We start from the raw sequence: 23,949 nt of genomic DNA on the forward strand, positions 1-23,949 counted from the left end.
GTCAGTCTCCTCCTTGGATGGGTACATTGACCGGAGCGGGAAGATCCCCCTCCGGCAGGTCGAAAAACTCGGGGTTCGCGGACAGAATTTCCGGCAGGTCGAACAGGATCTCGCGCATGTGGCGGCGGATCGCGCCTTCGGCCTCGGCGCAGTCGCCATGGGCGATGCCCTCGACGATGGCGCTGTGCTGGGCGATCAGCTTGGCCATGGGAAAGCGGTGCAGCGACAGGAAGCGCACTCGGTCCATCTGGGATTTCAGCCCCTCGATCTGCTTCCACGCCCCGCCCTTGCCCGCCGCCTCGGCCAGCGTGCGGTGAAACCGCTCGTCCAGCGCGATGAACTCGTCGCGGTCCCGCTCGGCGGCCCGTTCCTGCGCCACAAGCTGCGCGCGCAGCTCGGCCACCAGTGCGGCATCGGCGCGATGCGCAAGGATGGTGGAAATGTCGGCCTCGATCGCCTCGCGCAGGAAACGGGCGTCCATCACCGCCGAATAGGCGATGCGGGAAATCACCGTGCCCCGCTGCGGCAGGATCGCCACCAGCCCCTGTTCGGCCAGCTTGATGAAGGCCTCGCGCACCGGCTGGCGGCTGACATCCCAGCCGCGCGCGATCTCGGATTCCGAGATGCGGTTGCCGGGGCTCAGCTGGTTGCGGATGATGCGGTCGCGCAGGATGCGCGCGATCTGCGGGGCAATGGCCGAGGTGGGGTCCAGCGCATGGACCGGATCCTGATCCGTTTTCATGATTCCTCCCACCATGGCGCGTCGCTACCATACTTCCATACTAGTCAGCAATCCAGAATGCTGCTAATCCCGTTCCGAAACTCGACAGTGGGAGGACATGACGTGCAACAGACATGGCGCTGGTTCGGACCGAAGGATCTGGTCTCCATCGACGATGTGGTGCAGGCGGGCGCGACGGGGATCGTGTCGGCGCTGCACCATGTGCCCACCGGGGCGGTCTGGACCCCGGAAGAGATCGCGCAGCGGCAGGCCGAAGTGGGCCAGCTGTCTGATGGCAGCCCGTCCGGCATCGGCTGGGACGTGGTGGAAAGCCTGCCGGTGTCCGAAGACATCAAGAAGCAGCAGGGCGACTGGCGCGCACATATCGACGCCTACCGCACCAGCCTGCGCCACCTTGCCGATGCCGGGATCGAGGTGATCTGCTACAACTTCATGCCGGTGCTGGACTGGACCCGCACCGATCTGGCATGGCGGCTGCGCAGCGGCGCCACCTGCATGCGCTTCGATCTGATCGACTTCGCGGTGTTCGACCTGCATGTGCTGCAGCGCCCCGGTGCCGCCGAAGATTATGACGACGCGCTGAAAGAGGCCGCCGCCCGCCGCCTTGCCGAACTCAGCGACGCGGAGAAGGCGGCGCTGGCCAAGAACGTGGTGTTCGGCCTGCCCGGTTCCGCCGAAAGCTTCACGCTGGACGACGTGCGCGCCCATCTGGCGCAATATGCCGCCATGACCGAAGACACGCTGCGCGGTCATCTGGTGGATTTCCTGTCCGAGGTCATCCCCACCTGCGAGGAACTTGGCCTGCGCATGTGCTGCCACCCCGACGATCCGCCCTTCCCGCTGCTGGGTCTGCCGCGCGTCATGTCGACCGAGGCGCATTACACCAAGCTGATGCAGGCGGTGGACCGTCCCGCCAACGGCATCACGCTGTGCTCCGGCTCGCTGGGGGCGCGGCCCGACAATGACCTGCCCGGCATGATGGAGCGGCTTGGCGACCGTGTGCATTTCCTGCACCTGCGCAACGTCACCCGCGAAAGCGACGGCATCCGCGGCTCGTTCTACGAGGCCGAGCATCTGGGCGGCGACACCGACATGGTGGCGCTGGTCGAAGCCGCGCTGCGCGAAGAGGCCCGCCGCCGTGCCGCGGGCCGCGCCGACTGGTCCATCCCGTTCCGCCCCGATCACGGGCAGGACATCCTTGACGATCTGGGCCGCCGCGCGCAGCCGGGCTACCCCTCCATCGGGCGGCTCAAGGGGCTCGCGGAACTTCGCGGCATCATCGCCGCCCTCGAACCGCGCATCGCGCGCGAAACGGCATGACCGCGCGCCTGTCCGCCACCTCCCCGCTGCCGGAGGCCGTCACGGCCCCCGGCTACGCCCCGCAGGCGCATGGCATGGGGATCGTGCATATCGGTCTGGGCGCCTTTCACAAGGCGCATCAGGCCGCCTATACCGAGGATGCGCTGGCGGCGGCGGGCGGCGACTGGCGCATCTTCGGCGTCAGCCTGCGCAGCCCGGACCCCGCTGCCGAGCTGACCCCGCAGGAAGGCCGCTATACCCTGATCGAACGCGGGGCAGAGGGCACAAGCGCCCGCGTGATCGGCGCCATCGCCCGCGCCGCCTGTCTGGCAGACGCGCGGGCAGAGATTACCGCCGCGCTGGCCGATCCCGCCACCCGCATCGTGTCGCTGACCGTGACCGAAAAGGGCTATGGCATCGACCGCGCCACCGGCGGCATCGACCGCAGCCATCCCGCCATCGCCCATGATCTGGCCCATCCCGACGCGCCGCAGGGCGTGGCGGGACTGCTGCTGCAGGCGCTGGCGGCGCGGCGCGCGGCGGGCATCCCGGCCTTTACCGTGCTCTGCTGTGACAACCTGCCGGAAAACGGCCCGATGCTGCGCGGCTGGCTCACCGATTTCGCCCGTGCCGCCGCACCCGATCTGGCGGATCACATCGCGACCGAGGTGGCCTTTCCCGCCACCATGGTCGACCGCATCACCCCGGCCCGCACTGACGCGACGCTGGCGCTGGCGCGGCAGCTGACCGGGCTGGAAGATGCCGCCGCCGTCGAGACCGAAACCTTCCGGCAATGGGTGATCGAGGATCACTTCCCCACCGGGCGCCCGGCATGGGAAGCGGGCGGCGCGATCTTTGCCACCGATGTCCGCCCGTTCGAGGACATGAAGCTGCGGATGCTCAACGGCGCGCATTCCATGCTGGCCTATGCGGGGTTTCTGGCCGGGCACGACTTTGTGCGCGACGTGATGGGCGATGCCGCGCTGGCGCGGCTGGTGGCCCGGCATCTGGACGCCGCCGCCGCCACGCTTGCTCCGCTGGACGGCGTGGATTTTGCCGCCTATGCCACGGCGCTGACCACGCGTTTCGCCAATCCGCATCTGGCCCATGCCACCTACCAGATCGCCATGGACGGCACCGAAAAGCTGCCGCAGCGCATCCTTGCGCCTGCGCTGCTGGCACAGGCGCAGGGCCAGCCGCTTGACGCCTTCGCTTTCGCCACCGCCGCATGGATGCGCTACACGCTGGGCCGCCACGATGACGGCACGGCCTATGCCCTGCGCGACCCGCGCGAGGCGGCGCTGACCAAGGCCGTGTCGGGCGCCGACGGGGCGGAGGCCGTGGCAGGCGCGCTATTCGCGCTGCCGGGGCTGGTGCCCGCCGCACTGGCGCAGGATGCCACGTTCCGCACCGCCGTCATCACCCGGCTGGACCGGATGCTGCGCGACGGCATGCCCGCCGCCATCGCGGCAGAAGCCGCCTGAGCCCAAAGGGGCCCGCCAAGCGGGCCCCCTACCACCTCAGCTGCGGATATGATGCAGCTGGGTGAACTCCTGCCGCCATGCCGCCACTTCGGGGGCAAGCTGCTCCGGCACCTCGCTGCGCAGCGCGGCGGCGATCAGCCCGGCCAGACGCGGCATGTGATCGGGCGTCATGCCCCAGCGCACCAGTTCCGGCGTGCCAAGCCGCAGCCCGTTCACATCCCCCGCCACGGGCGGGCGCGGCAGGCCGATGCCGCAGGCCAGCATCCCGGCCCGGCGCAGCAGATGCGAGGCCGCCTGCCCGCCGCCCCAGACCTCTGCCTCCAGCGCGAACTGATGCGAGGCGGTGATGCCGCGCGTGGTGCGGAACACCGGCAGGCCCTCTGCCTCCAGCGCCTCGGCCAGCACCTGCGCGGTATCGACCATGGCCCGCGCATAACCCGCGCCGCAGTCGCGCCAGTCCAGCAGCGACAGCGCCAGCGCCGCCGATTTCGCCACGTCGAAATTTGCGGTCAGGCCCGGATAGGCGATGGCATCCAGCCGCTGCGCCAGCCCGTCGTCATTGGTCACGATCAGCCCGCCCGCAGGCCCGCCAAGGCTTTTATAGGTGCTCATGGTCATCAGATGCGCGCCCTCGGCCAGCGGATCGGCAAAGATCCCGCCCGCGATCATGCCGCATTGATGCGCCGCGTCGAACAGCACCTTTGCCCCCACCTCGTCGGCGATGGCGCGGATCTCTGCCACCGGATGCGGGAACAGGTTGAGGCTCATGCCGATGGTGATGAGCTTGGGCCGCACCCGCTGCGCCAGCGCCCGCAGGTCTTCAAGATCAAGGCCATAGCCATCGGCAGCCACCGGCGCCTCATGCGTGGTCAGTCCGTAAAGCCCGGCACAGCCCGCCGCGTGATGGGTCACATGCCCGCCCACCGAAGCCGGCGGCGCGATGATCGCGTCGCCGGGTTTCGTGGTCGCCATGAAGGCGTAAAGATTGGCCAGCGCGCCCGAGCCCACCCGGATTTCGGCATGTTTCGCATGGAAGATCTCGCAGGCCAGCTGGGCGGCGATGACCTCGATCTCTTCGATCGCCTCCAGCCCCATCTCGTATTTCTCGCCCGGATGGCCCAGCGAGGGGCGCGAGCCCAGACCGCAGGCCAGCAGCGCCTCGGCGCGCGGGTTCATCACATTGGTCGCGGGGTTCAGGTTGAAACAGGCGCGTTCGTGGATCTGGCGGTTGTCCGCGACAAGCTGGTGCAGCCGCGCGTCCAGCCCCGCGCTGTCCTGCGGCAGCGCCTCCTGAAGCGTGGTGATGCGGGCGGTGGCGGCGGGCGATAGCCAAGGCTGGGCGGGATGAACGGTCATGACGGGCTCCTGTGCGACTGCCGCCGATCATCGCGCCGCTGCCCCTTTGCCACAACCAAGCTTTCCTGAAATATAGGGTCAGAAAATCTGAGTCTCGAATGCCCGTCGCGCCGCCCTTCCCCCGCCTGCCCTCGCTGAACGCGCTGCGCGCCTTTGAAGCCGCAGCGCGGCTGGGAGGATTCGCGCAGGCGGCAGAGGAGCTTCAGGTCAGCCCGGGGGCGGTGGCCGCGCAGATCAAGGCGCTGGAGCAGGATCTGGGTGCGCCGCTGTTCGACCGGCACGCGCGCGGCGTGCGGCTGACACCGCTGGGCCAGCGCGCCCTGCCGGAATTTGTCGCGGCCTTTGACGGGCTGGCGGCGGCGATGCGCGGGCTGCGCCACGACGCGGCCCCGGCGCGGGTGCATGTGGCCGCCCTGCCCGCGCTGGCACAGCTGTGGCTTGGCCCGCGCCTGCCCGCGCTGCGGGCGCGGCTGCCGGGCGTCGACGTGTCGGTGACAGCGCTGGAACAGCCGCCCAACCTCAAACGCGTGCCCTTTGACCTGTGCCTGTTCTACACGCGCGAGCTGCCCCCCGGCGCCGTGGATCTGGGCGCGGACCAGATCCTGCCGGTCTGCACCCCCGATCTGGCGCGCCGCCTCAGCACCCCCGCCGACCTGCGCCATGCGGTCTGCCTGACCGATGCCACATGGTCCGAAGACTGGGCCCACTGGGCCGCCATCGCCGCACCGGGTCTGGATCTGAGCCCGCGCGGGCCGGTGTTTTCGCTTTATGCGCTGGCGCTGCAGGAGGCGCTTCAGGGCGCGGGGGTGCTGATGGCGCATGGCGCGCTGGTGGCGCAGCATCTGGCCAGCGGCGCGCTGGTGGCGCCCTTTGCCGCGCGGGTGACGCTGCCCCGCCACCTTGCGCTGTGGTCCCTTCCCGAGGCGCGGCGCAATCCGCGCATGGCACAGGTCATGGCGGCGCTGAAACATCTGGCCTGACCCTGCCGCCCCGGAACGGCAAAAGGCCCCGCACGGGGCGGGGCCTTGAGATCTGTCAGGATCTGCCGGTCAGAGGTTGGGCTGCTTCGGGTCCAGCCCGATATGCGTGCCCACGGCCACCATGTCCTGCAGCAGCTTCGCGGCCTCGGCCACGCGGCCCGGCTCGTTGCCGGTATCCGCCGCTTTCAGCGACAGGTAGGATTCGTGTGCCTCCTGCACCAGCGCCTCGTAGGTGGCCTGATCCATGTCGGCATGCGGCACGGCTTTTTCCGCCAGAACCGTCACGCTGGCGCCGATCTCGGCGAAGCCGCCGGTCACGACGAATTCCTGCGTGCCCTTCTCGGTCTCGACCTTGAGGATGCCCGGACGCAGGGTGGTGATCATCGGCGCATGCATGGGCATCGCCGTCAGATCGCCCTCGGCCCCCGGGATCGACACCGCCGTGACCTGCGCCGACATCAGGCTGCGCTCGGGGCTCACCAGATCGAATTGCATCGTTTCAGCCATTTGGGCCTCCGGTTATGGGGGGCACGAGGCCCCCCGGGTCGTTACGCGATCAGGCGGCTTCGGCAGCCATCTTCTCGGCCTTGGCCAGCACGTCGGCGATGCCGCCCACCATGTAGAAGGCCGCTTCGGGCAGGTGGTCGTATTCGCCAGCCACAACCGCCTTGAACGACGAGATCGTGTCTTCCAGCGGCACCTGAATGCCGTCGGCGCCGGTGAACACCTTTGCCACGTCGAAGGGCTGCGACAGGAACCGCTGGATCTTGCGCGCGCGCGAGACGGTCAGCTTGTCCTCTTCGGACAGTTCGTCCATCCCGAGGATGGCGATGATGTCCTGCAGCGACTTGTAACGCTGCAGGATGCCCTGCACGTCACGCGCGACCTGATAGTGCTCTTCGCCGATCACCGCCGGGTCAAGCAGACGCGACGAGCTGTCGAGCGGGTCCACAGCCGGGTAGATGCCAAGCTCCGAGATGGAGCGCGACAGAACCGTGGTCGCGTCGAGGTGGGCGAAGGTGGTGGCGGGCGCCGGGTCGGTAAGGTCGTCCGCGGGAACGTAGACGGCCTGAATCGACGTGATCGACCCGTTCTTGGTGGAGGTGATGCGTTCCTGCATCGCGCCCATGTCGGTGGCCAGCGTCGGCTGGTAGCCCACGGCGGAAGGGATCCGGCCCAGCAGAGCCGACACTTCCGAGCCTGCCTGCGTGAAGCGGAAGATGTTGTCCACGAAGAACAGAACGTCGGTGCCGGACTGGTCGCGGAACTGTTCGGCCAGCGTCAGGCCGGTCAGCGCCACGCGGGCACGCGCGCCCGGAGGCTCGTTCATCTGACCGTAAACAAGCGCCACCTGCGACTCCGACAGGTTGTCGGGCTTGATGACGTTCGATTCGATCATCTCGTGGTAAAGGTCGTTACCTTCACGGGTCCGCTCGCCCACACCGGCGAACACGGAATAGCCCGAGTGCACCTTGGCGATGTTGTTGATCAGTTCCATGATCAGAACGGTCTTGCCCACACCGGCGCCGCCGAACAGGCCGATCTTGCCGCCCTTGGAATAGGGGGCCAGCAGGTCGATGACCTTGATCCCGGTGACCAGCACTTCCGATTCCGTCGACTGGTCGTCGAACATCGGCGCGGGCTGGTGGATGGACCGGTATTCGTCGGCATTGACCGGGCCCTGCTCGTCCACGGGCTCGCCCACGACGTTCAGGATGCGGCCCAGCGTCGCGTTGCCCACGGGCACGGAAATCGGGCCGCCGGTGTCGGTCACGGGCTGACCGCGGACCAGACCTTCGGTGGAGTCCATCGCGATGGTGCGCACGGTGGATTCGCCAAGGTGCTGCGCCACTTCCAGAACCAGTTTACGGCCGTCATTCTCGGTGGTCAGGGCGTTCAGAATCTCGGGCAGGTGGCCGTCGAACTGAACGTCGACCACGGCGCCGATGACCTGGGTCACTTTGCCATTTGCGTTTGCCATTTATCGTCTCCGGTTCTTAGAGCGCCTCGGCGCCCGAGATGATTTCGATGAGTTCGTTGGTGATGACCGCCTGCCGCGACCGGTTATATTCGATCGTCAGCCGGTCGATCATGTCGCCCGCGTTGCGCGTGGCGTTGTCCATGGCGCTCATCCGAGCCCCCTGTTCCGAAGCGGCGTTCTCCAGCAGAGCCGAGAAGATCTGGGTTGCGACACCACGGGGCAGAAGGTCGGCAAGGATGGCTTCCTCGCCGGGTTCGTAGTCATAGAGCGTGGACTCGCCCGCGTCCTCGACAGTTTCGAACTTGGCGGGGACGATCTGCTGCGCGGTCGGCGTCTGGGAGATCACCGACTGGAATTTCGCGTAGAAGATCGTGGCGACGTCGAACTCGCCCGCGTCGAAACGGGCCAGCACGTCCTTGGCGACGGACTGCGCCTCGGCATAGCCGAGCTTCTTCACCTCGCTCAGGTCGACATGGCCGACAAACAGGTTGCCATAATCCCGCTTGAGCTGTTCGCGGCCTTTCTTGCCGACGGTGAGAATCTTCACCGTCTTGCCTGCCGCGCGCAGCTTTTCCACATGGATGCGGGTCAGCTTCACGATGGAGCTGTTGAAGCCCCCGCAGAGCCCGCGTTCCGCAGTCATGACGACGAGCAGATGCACGTCGTCCTTACCGGTTCCTGCCAGCAGTTTCGGGGCGGTCGAGCTGCCCGCCACCGACCCGGCCAGCGCACCCAACACCTTGTTGAAACGCTCGGTGTAGGGCCGCGACATTTCGGCAGCATCCTGGGCCCGCCGCAGTTTTGCGGCGGCCACCATCTGCATGGCCTTCGTGATCTTCCGGGTCGATTTGACCGAGGAGATCCGGTTCTTGAGGTCCTTTAGGCTAGGCATGATCCCGTCCTTTCAGGCCGCTCAGGCGTAGGTTGCGGCGAATTCGTCGAGCGCAGCCTTGAGCTTGTCAGCGGGTTCGCCTTTGATCTTCGGATCCGAAGTTTCGATCCAGTCGAGGATGTCCTTGCGCTGGCCGCGCAGGAACGCCAGCAGCGCTGCTTCGTATTTCGCCACTTCGCGGACCGGAACGCTGTCCAGATAGCCGTTGGTGCCTGCGAAGATGATGCAGACGATTTCGGCGTTGGTCAGCGGCGAATACTGCGGCTGCTTCATCAGTTCGGTCAGACGCGCGCCACGGTTCAGCAGCTTCTGCGTCGCCGCGTCGAGGTCGGAGCCGAACTGGGCGAAGGCCGCCATTTCGCGATACTGCGCAAGGCTCAGCTTCACCGGACCCGCCACCGAGGACATCGCCTTGGTCTGCGCCGAGGAGCCCACGCGGGACACCGACAGACCGGTGTTCACCGCAGGACGCACGCCCTGGAAGAACAGTTCGGTTTCAAGGAAGATCTGGCCGTCGGTGATCGAGATCACGTTGGTCGGAATGAAGGCCGACACGTCGCCGCCCTGCGTTTCGATGATCGGCAGCGCGGTCAGCGAGCCTGCGCCGTGATCTTCGTTCAGCTTGGCCGAGCGCTCCAGCAGGCGCGAGTGGAGATAGAACACGTCCCCCGGATAGGCTTCACGGCCCGGCGGACGGCGCAGCAGCAGCGACATCTGGCGGTAAGCCACGGCCTGCTTGGACAGGTCATCATAGATGATCAGCGCGTGCTTGCCGTTGTCGCGGAAATATTCCGCCATGGCGGTCGCGGCATAGGGCGCAAGGAACTGCATCGGCGCGGGGTCCGACGCGGTGGCGGCCACGACGATCGAATAATCGATGGCGCCGGTGGCTTCCAGACGCTTCACCAGCTGGGCCACGGTGGACCGCTTCTGGCCGATGGCGACATAGACGCAGTAAAGCTTCTTGCTTTCGTCGTCGCCTGCGGCGTCGTTATAGGACTTCTGGTTCAGGATGGCGTCGAGCGCGATGGCGGTCTTGCCGGTCTGACGGTCGCCAATGATCAGTTCGCGCTGGCCGCGACCGATCGGAATCATCGCGTCCACGGCCTTCAGGCCGGTCGCCATGGGCTCGTGCACCGATTTCCGCGGGATGATGCCCGGCGCCTTCACGTCCGCCACGCGGCGTTCGGTGGTGGCGATGGGGCCCTTGCCGTCGATCGGGTTGCCCAGACCATCGACAACGCGGCCCAGCAGGGCTTCGCCTGCGGGCACGTCCACGATGGAGTTGGTGCGCTTGACGACATCGCCTTCTTTGATGTCGCGGTCGGAGCCGAAGATCACGACGCCGACGTTGTCGGTTTCGAGGTTCAGCGCCATCCCCATGATGCCGCCGGGAAACTCCACCATCTCGCCGGCCTTCACGCTGTCGAGACCATGGACCCGGGCAATCCCGTCACCGACGGAAAGCACACGACCCACTTCGGCGACTTCGGCCTCCTGACCGAAGTTCTTGATCTGCTCCTTTAGGATCGCAGAAATCTCGGCTGCTTGGATACCCATTTATCCGACCTCTTTCATTGCATTCTGGAGAGAGTTGAGCTTCGCGCGGATCGAGGTGTCGATCATCTTCGAGCCCACCTTAACAACGAGACCGCCAATGAGGCCTTCATCCACGGTCGATTTGATCTTCACGTCCGAGCCGATCCGGGCCGTCAGCGTCTCGGCAAGCTGGCTCCGCTGTTCAGGGCTCAGTTCCACTGCCGAAATCACCTCTGCGGTCACTTCGCCCTTCTCTGCCGCGATCATCTCGCGCAGCTTGCGCAGCACATGCGGCAGCACAAAGAGGCGGCGTTTGGCAGCCATGACGCCAAGCGCGTTCTGCATCACCGGGATCAGGTCCATGCGGGCCGCGACAGCGCCCATGGCCTGCCCCTGATCCGCACGCGTATAGATCGGAGACGCGATCAGATCGCGCAGGTCGGCACTGTCATCAAGCGCGGCGCTGAGGTCGGCGATGCTGCCTTCCAGCGCTTCGAGCTGGGAATTCTCTTTGGCGATCCCGAAGATCGCCGTGGCATAGCGTGCCGCGATGCCGCTGGAGATCGAAGCTGGTTCAGACACGTCCACCCTTCCGATATGAGGCCCCCGCGACGCGCGGGTGAGCCGGCGTCCGGAGGCGTTGTCCCTGCCCTGATGCCTTCAAGGCGTCGAAATCAGGGCCGATCTAGCAGAGCCTCCCTTCCCTCGCAACATACTAACGGCGTTTTAAGACTCATGTCACAGGCGCTTTTTGCACCCTGTGCAGCCCTTGGGCAGGCCTGACTCCGCCAGCGGTATGGAAATACTCTTTTTTTCGTGATCTCCGCGCTGCGGGGCGCGACGTGGTGCCGCGCCCCGCGTTAGCGCGAACCCCGGTTTTGGCGGGTTAACACATTCGGAAAAAAGAAAACTCGCACCCCTCTGCGCCCGGTTCCGGCGGTGCGGCGAATCCGGTGCGGGTCAGACCACCTTCGGCTTTGATCCGGAGCCCGGCGCCAGCACGCCCAGCGGATTCGGCACCCGCACTTTCTGGCCCAGCCCGGTGCGCTGCGGCGGATGCCGCTTCGAGGCGCGCACGATCAGCACGCCGCCCGCCATCACCGCCGGAATGGCCCGCCCGATGCGTTCCCATGCCGGCGCAGTCTTCATCCAGAACCGCCGGGTCGAGGGCGGCTGATAGAGCACGGAGGCATTGGCCATGCGCAGGAAATCATGCTGCTTCAGCTGGGTATCAAGCTGGCTCAGCGAATAGGGACGGCCATAGCCGAACGGCGTGGCATCGGACCGTGCCCAGAGCCCCGAGCGGTTGGGCACGATGAACAGCACCTCGCCCCCCGGCCCCAGCACGCGGTAACATTCGTCCAGCAGATCCGACGCGCTGTCGGTCGTCTCCAGCCCGTGCATGACCACCAGCCGGTCGACATGCCCGGTTTCCAGCGGCCAGCGCGTTTCCTCCACCAGCACCGACACCGAAGGCAGGCCCGCAGGCCATGGCATCACCCCCTGCGGTCCGGGCATCAGCGCGATCACCCGCCGCGCCTGCGACAGGTAGGGCCGCAGCAACGGGGCCGCAAAGCCGTATCCCGCTACGGTCTGGCCCTGCGCTTCGGGCCAGAATCGCAGCACCTGATCGCGCACGGCGCGCTGCGCTGCGCGCCCAAGCGCACTGCGGTAGTAAAAATCGCGCAGGGTCTGAACATCCAGATGCATTGCGGCTCCGCGCCCCTTCCGTCAAGCTGAGTGCAGTCTGGCAAAGCCGAGAAGGAAAAGTAAATGCCTATGGAAATCGTCACCGTCCCCTGCCTAGACGACAATTATGCCTATCTGGTGAAAGGCCCCGACGGAGTCTGCCTGATTGACGCACCCGACGCACCCCCGATCGAGGCCGCTCTGGACGCGCGGGGCTGGGGGCTGGACACGATTCTGGTCACGCATCACCACTGGGATCATGTCGACGGCATCGAGCCGCTGCGCGCCCGCTATGGCTGCCGCGTGATCGGCCCCGCCGCCGAGGCGGACAAGATTCCGCCCATGGATCAGGCAGTTCGCGGCGAAGACAGTCTGCAGGTGGCGGGACTCGCGGTCAGGGTGATCGACGTGCCCGGCCATACGCTGGGCCATGTGGCGTTCTACATGCCGGAGGCGGAGGCCGTGTTCACCGCCGACAGCCTGATGGCGCTTGGCTGCGGTCGGCTGTTCGAGGGCACGCCCGCGATGATGTGGGACAGCCTGCAGCGGCTGGCCGCCCTGCCGTCCGAAACAATTGTTTATTCCGGACACGAATACACCACATCAAATGCGAAATTTGCTTTGACCATTGAACCAGACAGCGCCACGCTTAAATCTCGGGTCGACGCCATCGCCAAAGCCCGGACAGAGGGACGCCCCACCGCCGCCTGCATGCTGTCCGAGGAACTGGCCACCAACCCCTTCTTGCGCCCGCACGTTCCCGCCATCCGGGCGGGGCTCGGTATGACCAAGGCCACCGATGCCGAGGTTTTTGCCGAAATACGTGCCAGGAAGGACCGCTTCTGAGCCGCTGCTTTTCACGCCACGTTGCGGACCTCGCGGCAAATGTGAGCGGCGCGCCCCCAGAAAACACTTGAAGGATGGTCGGTATCGACCAAACTTTAACCGCAAGAGGCAAAGTTGGGCGCAGGTCCGACGCAGACAGGAAGGAGCACGCCGTGCCTTCATTCTCTAACACTCTGGAGCAGGCAATCCATTCGGCGCTGGCGCTGGCCAATTCGCGCAGCCACGAATTCGCGACCCTTGAACACCTGCTGCTGGCACTGGTGGACGAGCCCGACGCCACCCGTGTCATGAAGGCCTGTTCCGTCGACACCGAGGAACTGCGCACCACGCTGGTGGAATTCATCGACGAAGATCTGTCGAACCTCGTCACCGATGTCGAGGGTTCCGAAGCCGTGCCGACCGCCGCCTTCCAGCGGGTGATCCAGCGCGCCGCCATCCATGTGCAAAGCTCCGGCCGTACCGAGGTGACGGGCGCCAACGTGCTGGTCGCCATCTTTGCCGAACGCGAAAGCAATGCCGCCTATTTCCTGCAGGAGCAGGACATGACCCGCTACGACGCGGTCAATTTCATCGCGCATGGCGTGGCCAAGAACCCCGCCTATGGCGAGAGCCGCCCGGTCACCGGCGCGCAGGAGTCGGAGGAAGAAACGAAAGCCGAGACCGCACAGGCCGCCGACAACAAGGAATCGGCTCTGGCCAAATATTGCGTCGATCTGAACGCGAAGTCCCGCAAGGGCGACGTGGATCCGTTGATCGGGCGCCATTCCGAGGTGGAACGCTGCATTCAGGTGCTGTGCCGCCGTCGCAAGAACAATCCGCTGCTGGTGGGTGACCCCGGCGTCGGCAAGACCGCCATCGCGGAAGGTCTGGCGCGCAAGATCGTCAACGGCGACACCCCCGAGGTGCTGTCCAAGACCACGATCTATTCGCTGGACATGGGCGCCCTGCTGGCGGGCACCCGCTATCGCGGCGATTTCGAAGAGCGGCTGAAAGCCGTGGTCAATGAGCTGGAAGAACATCCCGACGCGGTGCTGTTCATCGACGAGATCCACACGGTGATCGGCGCGGGCGCCACCTCCGGCGGGGCGATGGATGCCTCCAACCTGCTGAAACCTGCCCTGCAGGGCGGCAAGCTGCGCACCATGGGCTCCACCACCTACAAGGAGTTCCGCCAGCACTTCGAAAAGGACCGCGCACTGTCGCGCCGGTTCCAGAAGATCGACGTGAACGAGCCGTCGGTGGAAGACACGGTGAAAATCCTCAAGGGTCTCAAGCCCTATTTCGAGGACCATCACCACGTCAAATACACCGCTGACGCGATCAAATCGGCGGTGGAACTGTCCGCGCGCTACATCAACGACCGCAAGCTGCCCGACAAGGCGATCGACGTGATCGACGAGGCGGGGGCGGCGCAGCATCTTGTTGCCGAAAGCAAGCGGCGCAAGACCATCGGTGCCAAGGAGATCGAGGATGTGGTCGCCAAGATCGCCCGCATCCCGCCGAAGAACGTCAGCAAGAACGATGCCGAGGTTCTGAAGGATCTGGAGGCGACGCTGAAGCGCGTGGTCTTTGGTCAGGACGACGCCATCGTGGCGCTGTCCTCGGCGATCAAGCTGGCGCGGGCCGGCCTGCGCGAGCCGGAAAAGCCCATCGGCAACTACCTCTTCGCGGGGCCGACCGGCGTGGGCAAGACCGAGGTCGCAAAACAGCTGGCCTCGTCGCTTGGGGTGGAACTGCTGCGCTTCGACATGTCGGAATACATGGAGAAACACGCGGTCAGCCGTCTGATCGGCGCGCCTCCGGGCTATGTCGGCTTTGATCAGGGCGGGCAGCTGACCGATGGCGTTGACCAGCATCCGCATTGCGTGCTGCTGCTCGACGAAATCGAGAAGGCGCATCCGGATGTGTTCAACATCCTGCTGCAGGTGATGGACCACGGCACGCTCACCGACCATAACGGCCGGTCGGTGGATTTCCGCAACGTGATCCTGATCATGACCTCGAACGCGGGGGCGGCGGACATGGCCAAGGCCGCCATCGGCTTTGGCCGCGAACGGCGCGAGGGCGAGGATACGGCGGCGATCGAACGGACGTTCACGCCGGAATTCCGCAACCGTCTGGACGCGGTGATCAGCTTCCAGCCGCTGCCGAAGCAGGTGATCCTGTCCGTGGTCGAAAAGTTCGTGCTTCAGCTTGAAGCGCAGCTGATGGACCGCAACGTGACCATCGAACTGACCAAGCCCGCCGCCGAATGGCTCGCGGACCGGGGTTATGACGACAAGATGGGGGCCCGCCCGCTGGGCCGCGTGATTCAGGAGCACATCAAGAAGCCGCTGGCCGAAGAACTGCTGTTCGGCAAGCTCACCAAGGGCGGTCTGGTCAAGGTCACCGTCAAGGATGGCGAACTGGTGCTGAAGACCGAAGGCCCGGACAAGCTGCGGCTGTCATCGCGCAAGCCGCCGCTGCTGACCGCCGACTGATCCACCATGCGCGCCGCCGCACTGGTTCTGATGCTCTCCGCCGCGCCCGTCGCGGCGGAGAGTTTTGTTTTGCACTGGCCGCTCGACTGCACGCTGGGGCAGGACTGTTTCATCGAGGATTATGTCGATGACGACCCCGCGCCGGGGCAGCAGCGTGACTTTGCCTGCGGCCTCAATTCCCGCGACGCCCATAAAGGCACCGATCTGGCGCTGATCTCCTTTGACCTGATGGACCGGGGCGTTGCCGTGCGGGCGGCGGCCCCCGGCACGGTGCTGCGCCTGCGCGACAGCATGGCCGATGACCGGCTGATGACCGGGGTCACCGACCAGAACGCCTGCGGCAATGCGGTGCTGATCGACCATGGCGACGGCTGGCAGACGCTGTCCTGCCACATGAAGCGCGGCTCGGTCGCCGTCACCCCCGGCCAGACCGTCGCAACCGGCGACCTGCTGGGCGAGGTGGGACTGTCGGGCCAGACCAACCACCCGCATCTGCATCTGACCGTGCTGCATAACGGCACCGAGGTGGATCCCTTCGCCCCCGATGCCGCCCTGCCCTGCGGCCCGCAGCAGGTGACGCTCTGGGCCGATCCGCCGCCCTATACCGCCACCGGGCTGGTCACGGCAGGGTTTTCCGCCAAGGTGCCGGAACTGGCCGAGGTCACTTCGGGCACCGCGCGGCGCGACAGCCTTGGTGCGACCGAACCGCTGGTGGTCTATGGCCATGTCGGCCATGGCGAACCCGGCGACGTGCTGGTGCTGTCAGCGCGCGGCCCCGATGGTGCGGAGGTGTTTCGCGAACGGATGGTGCTGGAGGATCCGCAGGTCAGCCTGATGCGCGCCTTTGGCCGCAGGGCGCCGCCGCAGGGCTGGGCCATGGGCGAATATCTGGGCGAGGCGCTGCTGACCCGCGACGGTGTGGTGATCGCCCATCGCCACGCCCATGTGACGGTGCGCTGACCCTCAGCGGTCCTGCATGCCCTTGCCCGCAAGGATGCGCGGCGCCCATCGGGCAATGCGCGCCCGCCGCGTATCGGCCTGTTTCGCCTTTCCAAAATGCAGGATATAGCCACGCCGCCGCCCCGGGGTCAGCGCGTCAAAGGCTGCGGCCAAGGCCGGATCCTGCGCCAGCGCCTCGGTCAGTTCTTCGGGCAGATCCAGATCGTCCTTGGCAAAGGTCACGCGGCGCCCATCGGCCTCCAGCGCCACCGCCTCGGCCAGATAGCGCTGCAGCACGTCGGCCAAAGGTGCCACCTGCGCCAGATCGGTCAGGACCACCATGCGGGACGATCGGGAATTTTCCCCCGGCGCCACCAGAATCCCCTCCGGATCGGTGAGCAGCACTCCCTTGAAGAAGGACAGGCCGAACCGACCCTTCATCCCCCACAAGATCGCGACATTGCCGCCATGCGCGGTATAGCAGGGCTGTTTCCACTTGAGGGTCTCGGTCACCGGTCCCGCACGCAGGATCGCGCGCAGGTGGCGCAGCTCTGTCTCCCACGGGGCCGCCTCCGCGAAGAAGGCCTCCAGGCGGGCCTCCTCCTCGGTCATTGTTCGGTCAGCTTCAGTTCGATCCGCCGGTTCTGGGCGCGGGCCTCTGCCGTGTCCTCGGTATTCACCGGCTGGAACTGCCCGAACCCGTTGGCGGCCAGCCGCTGCGGCGGAATGCCAAGGTAATCGACCATATAGCGCACCACCGACAGCGCGCGGGCCTGACTCAGCTCCCAGTTGTCACGGAAGGGCGCGCCAAGGCGCAGCGGCGTGTCGTCGGTATGGCCATCGACGCGCAGCACCCAGTCGATGCCTTCGGGGATGTCCTCGGCGATGGCGCGGATGATCCCGGCGATCTTGGCGATCTCCGCCTCGCCCGCGGGCGAAAGGTCGGCGCCCCCCGGCGGGAACAGCACTTCGGAGGAGAACACGAACCGGTCGCCCTCGATGCGGATGCCTTCCTGCGCGCCCACCACGTCGCGCAGACGGCCAAAAAATTCCGAACGGTAGCGTTCCAGATCCTGCGCCTCGGCCTCCAGCCGCTTGCGCTCGGCCTCTTCCAGCTGGCGGCGGCGGCGTTCCTCGGCAGCGGCACGGGCCAGTGCGGCGTTCAGATCGGTGCCCAGCGACTGCAGCTGCACCTGCGCCTGCACGTCTTTCTCGCGCGATTCGTCCAGAAGCCCCTGCAGCTGCGACAGCTGGGTGCGCAAGGCCGCCATCTGCTGGTTCAGCAGTTCGGTCTGGCGCTGTGCCGCGTCGGTTTCCGCTTCGCTGTCGGCCAGTTCGGACCGCGCCTGCGCCAGCAGCGCCTGCCGTTCCGCCGCCCGGTCGCGGGTCTGCGCCAGATCGGCCTCGGCGGCGGCGCGGGCGGCAAGCGCTGCGGTCAGACGGTCGCGCACCTCGTCGGCGGTCAGTTCCACCTCGCTGCGGGCGGCCTGCGCCTCGGCCAGATCGGCCTCGGCCTTGGCCTGCGCCGCGCGGGCCTGTTCAAGATCGGCGCGCAGCTCGTCGGACTGGTCGGCGGCAAGGGCTGCGGCCAGCCGCGCGTTCAGATCACCTTCGGCCTCGCGCGCGGCGGCAAGCAGCGTCAGCGTTTCTTCGGCGCGGCGGCGTTCATCCTCCAGCGCCATGGTCATGGCGGTCAGTTCGGTATCGGCGTTTTCCAGACGGGCGCGCAGGGCGGCGGCGGCCTCGGCCTCGGCCAGACGCTGCGCCTCTTCCTCGGACAGCTCGGCTTCAAGCTCCGACACCTGCGCCGACAGACCGCCCATCTGCGCCTCCTGATCGGCACTGCGGGCGCGCAGATCAGCCACCAGCGCCTCCAGCGCCTCGCGGCGGGCGGCGGCAAGCCGGGCGGCTTCGGTCTGGGCATCCATTTCGCTGCGGGTGGAGGCCAGCGCCGCATCAAGGCTGTCGCGATCCTCGGCCAGCGTGTCCCGTTCGGCGGCGAGCTGGTCGCGCGTCTGCGCCAGATCATCGCGTTCCGAAATCAGCGCGGCGACCTGCGCCTCGAAATCGCTGATGCGGCCCTGCGCCTCGGTCAGGTCGGCGGCCTGCCGGTCGCGGGTGGCGGTCAGCGACGCGATCAGCGACTGCTGCTCGGCCAGCTGCGCCTCGGTGTCCGACAGGGTGGATTCCAGCTCTCCAAGCTGGGCGTTCAGTTCGGAATTGCGCCGCTCCTGCAGCCCCAGCGCCTGCGCCAGCGCCGCCACCTCCCCCGACAGCGAGGAGAGCTGCGTTTCCTGCCCGGTGATGGTTTCACGCAGCGCAAACTGGATGACCATGAAGATGGTCAGCACGAACATCAGCACCAGCAGCAGCCCGGTCATGGCATCGACAAAGCCGGGCCAGATATTGGCCTGCAACCGTGCTCCGCTGCGCCGGGACAGGGCCATGGCTTAACCCTCGGTTCCGCCAGAGCGCGCGGGGCCGGGCCGTACCGGACGGATCGGCGTGGCGCCCGGCTGCGGCGTGCGTCCGATCTGGGCGATGGTGCGGGTCAGGGTGGCCAGATCGGTGCGCAGTTCCGCCATGCTTTCCTGCCGACCGGCGGCGATTTCCTCGAGAATGCGCAGCATCTGCACGTCGATCGACCGCAGGCGCATCCGGCTTTCGGCATCCAGCCCCTCGGTGCTTTCGCGGCTTTCCAGCACGTCGATCAGGCGTTCCTGCCCTTCGGCGATGCGCGCCAGCGAATTGGACGACGGCGCCGTCGCCTCGATCCGTTCGGTCATCCGTTCCAGCGAATCCGCCAGCTGCCCCAGTCGCAGCTCGATATCCATGCGGCCCTGTTCGGTTTCGGCAAAAAGCGCGGTCATCCGCTCCATCTGCTCGGTCATCTTGTCCAGCACCAGACCGATGACCCCGGCCTCGCCGCCGCCCTCGCCATCGCCCGAGGAAAAGCTGAGCTTGGTGATGGAGCTGAGCCATTCTTCCAGTTCGCGGTAAAACCGGTTCTGGCCATGGCCCGCGAACAGTTCCAGCAGGCCCACCACCAGCGATCCAGTCAGACCCAGCAGCGAGGAGGCAAAGGCCACGCCCATGCCGCCCAGCTGGCCCTCAAGCCCGCTCATCAGCCGCGAAAAGGTCTGAACCCCGGTCTCGCCCTCCTGCGGGGCAAGGCTGCGGATCGTGTCGACCAGCGCGGGCACCGTGGTGGCCAGACCGTAAAACGTGCCCAGAAGCCCCAGAAAGATCAGCAGCGAGACGATGTACCGGGTGATTTCCCGCGCCTCGTCGATCCGCTGCGCCACCGAATCAAGGATCGACCGGGTGGAGGTGGTGGTGATCTGCAGCCGCCGGTCGCGGCTGCGCAGCAAGGCCGCCAGCGGCGCCAGCAGGCGCGGCGCCTGCCCGGTGTCCTGACCGGCGGCGAATTTTTCGATCCAGCGCACCGACTGGATCAGCTGCGCGGCCTGAAAGAAGCAGGCCAGCACCCCCAGCCCGAAGACCAGCAGGATGAACCCGTTCAGATAGGGGTTCGATTGAAACACGGGCAGCACGCGGGGCAGCGCCAGTACGGCGCCTGCCGCGGATAGGCCCAGCACGGCCAGCATCAGAAGGATCTGGCGGATCGGCTGGCTGAAATGGGCCTCGGCCTCGAGGTCGCGTCGGTCCATTCGGGACACCTGACTTATGCGGTAATTCGCCTGAAACCCTAGAGGTTTGCCCCGGTCAAGCCAAGCCGTTATCCACCAGATGCCGCACACGGCCCGCCAACCAGTGCAGTTCGGCATCGGGGATGCCCAGATGGTCCAGATGTGCGGCAGTATTCCACAGATACTCGCGGTTCGGACCGCGCCCGCCGATGGCCTGCGCGATGATCCGCGCCTGATCTTCCAGATCCAGCCCGCCGCAATACTGCACGTGATCGGCATCGATCACATAGGTCACCGCCTCGACCTTGCGCCCGTCGCGCAGGGTCAGCGGCAGCCGCGCCTCCAGATAGGCGGCAGAGACCAGTTCGCGGTCGCGCAGATAGGCCAGCGTCGCCTCTTCCGTGCCCGGCGCCGCGCGCAGCGCCAGCCCGTCGCAGACAGCGCCCGGTTCGGCATCCAGCGCCAGCACCAGCCCCGGCGCCTCTGGCGTGCCGCGATGATGGATCGACCGCATGCAGAAGCTGCGGCGATAGCCGGGCAGGCTGGCATGCACCTGCTCGGCCACGGCAAAGCCGGGATTCCACAGCAGCGAGCCATAGCCAAAGATCCAAAGCGCCATCGTTCTGGTCCTTTCCGAATGGCGGCTGTAAACACCAACTCGTTTGTGCAGAAAAGGGGCCGCCGCATGAAACATCTTGCCATTGCGGTGATCGCCGCGGCGCTGCTGTGGTCCGGGGTCTGGGTCTGGGCCGCCATGGCCGAACGCCGCGCCGTCACCGACTGGGCCGAGGCGCGCCGCGCCGCCGGGGCCGAGGTCAGCTATGCCGATCTGAGCGTGCGCGGCTTTCCCAACCGCATCGACACCAGCTTCACCGATCTGCGGCTGGCCGATCCGCAGGCAGGCTATGTCTGGCAGGCGCCGTTTTTCCAGTCCTTCCGCATGGTCTATAATGCCGGGCACCGCATCTTTGCCTTTGCCCCCGACCAGACCGTGACCGGGCCCAAGGGCGAGACCACGATCACCTCCGACGGGCTGCGCGCCAGTCTGGTGCAGGACAACGGCGAGGTGCTGCGCGCCAATCTGGAAGCACGGGTGCTGAACCTTGGCGGCGCGCACCGCCTTGCGCTGGCCGGGATGACGGCGGCGCTGGTCCGGCAGCAGGGCACGGCCTATCATCTGGGGCTGGCCGCCGATGCAGCAGCGCTGCCCGATTCTGCGCTGACCGGCGCGCTGCGGCTGGACGGGGTGGTGACGCTGGATGCGGCGCTGGCCCCGGGTCTGGCGGATCGCCCGCAGCTGACCCATGTGGATCTGCGGCTGGCCGAATACACGCTGGGCGATATGGCGCTGCGGCTGACCGGCGCGGCAGAGCTGGATGCCGAAGGCCGGATGGACGGTCAGGTGACGGTGCGCGCCGACAACTGGCGGGCGCTGCTGGCGCTGGCGCGCGACAGCGGCCAGATCCCCGCCGCCATGGCCGAGGTGCTGGAGGAGGCGCTGACGCTGGCCACCAGTTTCACCGCCACGCCGGACCGGCTGGATCTGCCGCTGACGCTGGACAGGGGCATGGCGCGGCTGGGGCCGATCCCGCTCGGCGAGGCTCCGCGCCTGCGCTTCTGACCGCTTGCCCTGCTGCGGGTGTTTCGGCAGTCTGCCCGCATGAAGCTGCTCGCCCTCCCGCTTGTTCTGGCCGCAGGCACCGCCCTGGCCGAAGCCCCCGAGGCGGGCGCCACGGCGGCGCGCGCCTTTCTGGACGGCGAGGCGGCGGCGCTCTGGGACCGGATGACCCCGGATCTGCAGGCAGTGCTGGGCACGCCACAGGCGCTGCGCGATCTGCGCACCGATCTGGCGGCGGCCTTCGGCACCGAAACGGCGCTGCTGTCCACAGAGACCCGGACCGAAGGCGCGGCACAGGTCTTTGACCGCCGCTCCGCATGGTCGGGATCGGATCAGCCGCTGCAGATCCTCGTGACGCTGGACAGCGCCGGGCGGGTGGCGGGGTTTCTGGTCCGCCCCGTTCCCCAGCCCGCCGACAGCCCCTATCTGGCCTACCGCACCAAGGCCGATCTGCACCTGCCCGTCACCGGCGACTGGCAGGTGGTCTGGGGCGGGCGCAGCATCGACCAGAATTATCACGCCGCCGACCCGGGCCAGCGGTTTGCGCTGGATCTTCTGGTGATGCGGGACGGCGCCAGCCATGACGGCGATCCCGCACGGCGCGACAGCTATCACTGCTGGGACCAGCCCATCCTCGCCCCCGCCCCGGGCGTGGTGCTGCGCGCGGAGGACGGGCTGCCCGACCAGCCCATCGGCAGCACCGAGGCCCGGCGCCCGCTTGGCAACCATGTGGTGCTGGATCTGGGCGCTGGCGAATATGCCTTTCTCGCCCATCTGCGGCAGGGCAGCGTGGCGGTCGCCCCCGGCGCAGAGGTGACGCGCGGCCAGAGGCTGGGCCGCTGCGGCAACAGCGGCAACAGCACGGAGCCGCATCTGCACCTGCATCTGCAGACCACGCCCGAACTGGGCCGAGGCTTTGGCCTGCCCGCGCAGTTTCAGGACTATGTCGCCGAGGGCGCCGCGATTGCGCGCGGCGAACCGGAGCGGGGACAGACCATCCGCCCCGCCCCCTGACGCAGCCCCCTTGCCAGAGCGGCGGAACAGCGAAAGACTGATGCCATGCCCGACGCCCTGTCCCACCGCATCGACACCCGCCGCGACGCGCTGATCGCGCTGACGCAGGCGCTGATCCGCATTCCCACGCTGAACCCGCCCGGTCAGCATTACCGCGAGATCTGCGACCTGCTGCAGGCACGGCTGGCCGCGCGCGGCTTTGACACCACGCTGATCCGTGCCGAAGGCGCGCCGGGGGACAGCGACAGGTATCCGCGCTGGAACCTCGTGGCCCGGCACGAAGGGCCGCGCCCCGGCCCCTGCGTGCATTTCAATTCGCATCATGACGTGGTCGAGCTGGGGGCGGGCTGGACCCGCGATCCCTTTGCCGCAGATCTGGAGGGCGACCGCATCTACGGGCGCGGTGCCTGCGACATGAAGGGCGGGCTTGCCGCCTCGGTCATCGCGGTCGAGGCGTTTCTGGACCAGCACCCCGGCTATTGCGGCGCCATCGAACTCAGCGCCACCGCCGACGAGGAAACCGGCGGCTATGGCGGCGTGGCGCATCTGGCACAGCAGGGCTGGTTCGCGCCCGAGCGGGTGCAGCATGTCATCATCCCCGAACCGCTGGACAAGCACCGCATCTGCCTTGGCCATCGCGGCGGCTGGTGGGCCGAGATCGAGACCAAGGGCGAGATCGCGCATGGATCCATGCCTTTTCTGGGCGACTGCGCGGTGCGCCATATGGGCGCCGTGCTTGCGGCCTTCGAGGAGCACCTCTTTCCCGCCATGGCGCAGCGCCGCACCGACATGCCGGTGGTGCCCGAGGGCGCGCGCAGTTCCACCATGAACATCAATTCGATCCATGGCGGCCAGCCAGACCATCACGACGGCCTGCCCGCCCATTGCGTGCCCGACAGCTGCCGCATCGTCATCGACCGCCGCTTCCTGATGGAGGAAACCGTGGAGGGCGTGCGCGCCGAAATCGTGGCGCTGCTGGAGGATCTGAAAACCCGCCGCCCCGATTTCGACTATGAACTGCGCGAACTGAACCGCGTGCTGCCCTCGATGACCGACCGCACAGCCCCCGTCGTCACAACGGTCGCCGCCGCCATCACCGAGATGCTGGGCGTTGATCCGTCCTATGTCGCCTCGCCGGGCAGCTACGACCAGAAACATATCGACCGGATCGGGCGGCTGAAAAACTGCATCGCCTATGGTCCCGGCGTGCTGGAACTGGCGCATAAGCCCGATGAATGGATCGGCGTGACCGACATGCTCGACAGCGCCCGCGTCATGGGCCGCAGCCTTGAAAAGATCCTGCTGGCCTGATCCGCCCCTGCCCCGCGCCCCACTTCGGCACGGTCACGCCTGCCTCCGGCGGGGATATTTTGCCCAAGAAGAAGGGGACGGTCCGCTCTTTCTTCTTGGGTAAAATATCCCGGGGGTGGGGGGGGAGCG

General features: G+C 67.1%; 21 protein-coding genes. 9 read left to right on the forward strand and 12 right to left on the reverse strand.

Translation table 11 applies throughout. The features are described 5' to 3' along the window. Position 1 precedes the first annotated feature (1 nt). Positions 2-742 carry a GntR family transcriptional regulator gene (locus VK682_RS00120; RefSeq protein ID WP_230797781.1) on the reverse strand — a complete coding sequence of 247 codons (741 nt, stop codon included), beginning with the start codon at positions 740-742 and terminating at the stop codon, positions 2-4. A gap of 102 nt (positions 743-844) precedes the next feature. Here VK682_RS00120 and uxuA point away from each other — a divergent pair, with 102 nt between their 5' ends. Together uxuA and VK682_RS00130 are read left to right on the forward strand one after the other, a co-directional pair. After that, the gene (uxuA, locus tag VK682_RS00125) at positions 845-2,062 is read left to right on the forward strand and encodes a mannonate dehydratase (RefSeq protein ID WP_230797782.1); all 1,218 of its coding nucleotides are present in this window, start codon (positions 845-847) and stop codon (positions 2,060-2,062) included. Further along, positions 2,059-3,525, forward strand: coding sequence for a mannitol dehydrogenase family protein (locus tag VK682_RS00130; protein ID WP_230797783.1), 1,467 nt, complete (start codon positions 2,059-2,061; stop codon positions 3,523-3,525). The genes uxuA and VK682_RS00130 overlap by 4 nt, the downstream gene beginning before the upstream one ends. A 36-nt stretch (positions 3,526-3,561) precedes the next feature. Here the strand turns inward: VK682_RS00130 and VK682_RS00135 are convergent, their stop codons facing one another. Next, complete coding sequence (locus VK682_RS00135) at positions 3,562-4,881, reverse strand: serine hydroxymethyltransferase (protein ID WP_230797784.1); 1,320 nt, start codon at positions 4,879-4,881, stop codon at positions 3,562-3,564. A 98-nt stretch (positions 4,882-4,979) separates the two neighbouring features. Between VK682_RS00135 and VK682_RS00140 the strand changes: the two genes are divergently transcribed. Beyond that, positions 4,980-5,861 (forward strand): LysR family transcriptional regulator, encoded by an 882-nt coding sequence (locus VK682_RS00140; protein ID WP_230797785.1) that lies wholly within the window; start codon positions 4,980-4,982, stop codon positions 5,859-5,861. 69 nt (positions 5,862-5,930) lie between these two features. Here the strand turns inward: VK682_RS00140 and VK682_RS00145 are convergent, their stop codons facing one another. The 6 genes from VK682_RS00145 to VK682_RS00170 form a co-directional block, all read right to left on the reverse strand. Beyond that, a complete protein-coding gene (locus VK682_RS00145; protein ID WP_089841826.1) occupies positions 5,931-6,368 on the reverse strand; it encodes a F0F1 ATP synthase subunit epsilon in 438 nt (145 codons plus the stop codon). A 49-nt stretch (positions 6,369-6,417) separates the two neighbouring features. Further along, the gene (gene atpD, locus VK682_RS00150; RefSeq protein WP_089841829.1) at positions 6,418-7,842 is read right to left on the reverse strand and encodes a F0F1 ATP synthase subunit beta; all 1,425 of its coding nucleotides are present in this window, start codon (positions 7,840-7,842) and stop codon (positions 6,418-6,420) included. Positions 7,843-7,858: 16 nt separating this feature from the next. After that, a complete protein-coding gene (locus tag VK682_RS00155) occupies positions 7,859-8,734 on the reverse strand; it encodes a F0F1 ATP synthase subunit gamma (RefSeq protein ID WP_089841833.1) in 876 nt (291 codons plus the stop codon). A 21-nt stretch (positions 8,735-8,755) separates the two neighbouring features. After that, positions 8,756-10,294: a F0F1 ATP synthase subunit alpha gene (atpA, locus tag VK682_RS00160; protein ID WP_089841837.1), complete on the reverse strand. Its 1,539-nt coding sequence runs from the start codon at positions 10,292-10,294 to the stop codon at positions 8,756-8,758. Further along, complete coding sequence (locus VK682_RS00165) at positions 10,295-10,861, reverse strand: F0F1 ATP synthase subunit delta (protein ID WP_089841841.1); 567 nt, start codon at positions 10,859-10,861, stop codon at positions 10,295-10,297. It lies immediately after the preceding gene. Positions 10,862-11,233: 372 nt separating this feature from the next. Beyond that, positions 11,234-11,983, reverse strand: a complete 750-nt coding sequence (locus VK682_RS00170) for a methyltransferase domain-containing protein (protein WP_089841844.1) — start codon at positions 11,981-11,983, stop codon at positions 11,234-11,236. 69 nt (positions 11,984-12,052) lie between these two features. On the opposite strand from VK682_RS00170, the gene gloB reads away from it, so the two are divergent. The 3 genes from gloB to VK682_RS00185 all read left to right on the forward strand — a co-directional run bounded on the left by gloB (position 12,053) and on the right by VK682_RS00185 (position 16,248). Beyond that, entirely contained in the window at positions 12,053-12,808 is a 756-nt protein-coding gene (gloB, locus tag VK682_RS00175; protein ID WP_324781275.1) for a hydroxyacylglutathione hydrolase, read from the forward strand. Positions 12,809-12,960: 152 nt separating this feature from the next. Next, positions 12,961-15,288, forward strand: coding sequence for an ATP-dependent Clp protease ATP-binding subunit ClpA (clpA, locus tag VK682_RS00180; protein ID WP_089841849.1), 2,328 nt, complete (start codon positions 12,961-12,963; stop codon positions 15,286-15,288). A gap of 6 nt (positions 15,289-15,294) precedes the next feature. Further along, a complete protein-coding gene (locus VK682_RS00185; protein WP_230797787.1) occupies positions 15,295-16,248 on the forward strand; it encodes a M23 family metallopeptidase in 954 nt (317 codons plus the stop codon). 3 nt (positions 16,249-16,251) lie between these two features. On the opposite strand, the gene VK682_RS00190 is transcribed toward VK682_RS00185, so the two are convergent. The 4 genes from VK682_RS00190 to VK682_RS00205 are packed head-to-tail and all read right to left on the reverse strand — an operon-like array spanning position 16,252 to position 20,496. Then, on the reverse strand, positions 16,252-16,839 hold the full coding sequence (locus VK682_RS00190) for a YdeI/OmpD-associated family protein (protein ID WP_230797788.1): 588 nt from the start codon (positions 16,837-16,839) through the stop codon (positions 16,252-16,254). After that, on the reverse strand, positions 16,836-18,674 hold the full coding sequence (locus VK682_RS00195) for a peptidoglycan -binding protein (protein WP_230797789.1): 1,839 nt from the start codon (positions 18,672-18,674) through the stop codon (positions 16,836-16,838). Before VK682_RS00195 ends, VK682_RS00190 begins: the two co-directional genes overlap by 4 nt. Before the next feature lie 3 nt (positions 18,675-18,677). After that, positions 18,678-19,898, reverse strand: coding sequence for a biopolymer transporter ExbB (locus VK682_RS00200; protein WP_089841863.1), 1,221 nt, complete (start codon positions 19,896-19,898; stop codon positions 18,678-18,680). Positions 19,899-19,953: 55 nt separating this feature from the next. After that, positions 19,954-20,496 carry a gamma-glutamylcyclotransferase gene (locus VK682_RS00205; RefSeq protein WP_089841866.1) on the reverse strand — a complete coding sequence of 181 codons (543 nt, stop codon included), beginning with the start codon at positions 20,494-20,496 and terminating at the stop codon, positions 19,954-19,956. A 66-nt stretch (positions 20,497-20,562) separates the two neighbouring features. Here VK682_RS00205 and VK682_RS00210 point away from each other — a divergent pair, with 66 nt between their 5' ends. The 3 genes from VK682_RS00210 to VK682_RS00220 are packed head-to-tail and all read left to right on the forward strand — an operon-like array spanning position 20,563 to position 23,820. Continuing rightward, the gene (locus tag VK682_RS00210) at positions 20,563-21,498 is read left to right on the forward strand and encodes a DUF2125 domain-containing protein (RefSeq protein WP_324781276.1); all 936 of its coding nucleotides are present in this window, start codon (positions 20,563-20,565) and stop codon (positions 21,496-21,498) included. Between the two features lie 39 nt (positions 21,499-21,537). After that, a complete protein-coding gene (locus VK682_RS00215) occupies positions 21,538-22,509 on the forward strand; it encodes a M23 family metallopeptidase (RefSeq protein ID WP_230797792.1) in 972 nt (323 codons plus the stop codon). A 45-nt stretch (positions 22,510-22,554) separates the two neighbouring features. Next, entirely contained in the window at positions 22,555-23,820 is a 1,266-nt protein-coding gene (locus VK682_RS00220; protein WP_230797793.1) for an acetylornithine deacetylase/succinyl-diaminopimelate desuccinylase family protein, read from the forward strand. Positions 23,821-23,949: the final 129 nt, after the last annotated feature.

The sequence above is a fragment of the Salipiger marinus genome (assembly GCF_035481585.1).
GTDB lineage: Bacteria > Pseudomonadota > Alphaproteobacteria > Rhodobacterales > Rhodobacteraceae > Salipiger > Salipiger marinus.

Bases quoted from the DNA above. Each gene is read 5' to 3' on its own strand.
- VK682_RS00120 (WP_230797781.1), bottom strand. From the start codon at position 742: ATGAAAACGGATCAGGATCCGGTCCATGCGCTGGACCCCACCTCGGCC.
- VK682_RS00130 (WP_230797783.1), top strand. From the start codon at position 2,059: ATGACCGCGCGCCTGTCCGCCACCTCCCCGCTGCCGGAGGCCGTCACG.
- VK682_RS00135 (WP_230797784.1), bottom strand. From the start codon at position 4,881: ATGACCGTTCATCCCGCCCAGCCTTGGCTATCGCCCGCCGCCACCGCC.
- VK682_RS00140 (WP_230797785.1), top strand. From the start codon at position 4,980: ATGCCCGTCGCGCCGCCCTTCCCCCGCCTGCCCTCGCTGAACGCGCTG.
- VK682_RS00145 (WP_089841826.1), bottom strand. From the start codon at position 6,368: ATGGCTGAAACGATGCAATTCGATCTGGTGAGCCCCGAGCGCAGCCTG.
- atpD (WP_089841829.1), bottom strand. From the start codon at position 7,842: ATGGCAAACGCAAATGGCAAAGTGACCCAGGTCATCGGCGCCGTGGTC.
- VK682_RS00155 (WP_089841833.1), bottom strand. From the start codon at position 8,734: ATGCCTAGCCTAAAGGACCTCAAGAACCGGATCTCCTCGGTCAAATCG.
- atpA (WP_089841837.1), bottom strand. From the start codon at position 10,294: ATGGGTATCCAAGCAGCCGAGATTTCTGCGATCCTAAAGGAGCAGATC.
- VK682_RS00170 (WP_089841844.1), bottom strand. From the start codon at position 11,983: ATGCATCTGGATGTTCAGACCCTGCGCGATTTTTACTACCGCAGTGCG.
- gloB (WP_324781275.1), top strand. From the start codon at position 12,053: ATGGAAATCGTCACCGTCCCCTGCCTAGACGACAATTATGCCTATCTG.
- VK682_RS00185 (WP_230797787.1), top strand. From the start codon at position 15,295: ATGCGCGCCGCCGCACTGGTTCTGATGCTCTCCGCCGCGCCCGTCGCG.
- VK682_RS00190 (WP_230797788.1), bottom strand. From the start codon at position 16,839: ATGACCGAGGAGGAGGCCCGCCTGGAGGCCTTCTTCGCGGAGGCGGCC.
- VK682_RS00195 (WP_230797789.1), bottom strand. From the start codon at position 18,674: ATGGCCCTGTCCCGGCGCAGCGGAGCACGGTTGCAGGCCAATATCTGG.
- VK682_RS00200 (WP_089841863.1), bottom strand. From the start codon at position 19,898: ATGGACCGACGCGACCTCGAGGCCGAGGCCCATTTCAGCCAGCCGATC.
- VK682_RS00205 (WP_089841866.1), bottom strand. From the start codon at position 20,496: ATGGCGCTTTGGATCTTTGGCTATGGCTCGCTGCTGTGGAATCCCGGC.
- VK682_RS00210 (WP_324781276.1), top strand. From the start codon at position 20,563: ATGAAACATCTTGCCATTGCGGTGATCGCCGCGGCGCTGCTGTGGTCC.
- VK682_RS00215 (WP_230797792.1), top strand. From the start codon at position 21,538: ATGAAGCTGCTCGCCCTCCCGCTTGTTCTGGCCGCAGGCACCGCCCTG.
- VK682_RS00220 (WP_230797793.1), top strand. From the start codon at position 22,555: ATGCCCGACGCCCTGTCCCACCGCATCGACACCCGCCGCGACGCGCTG.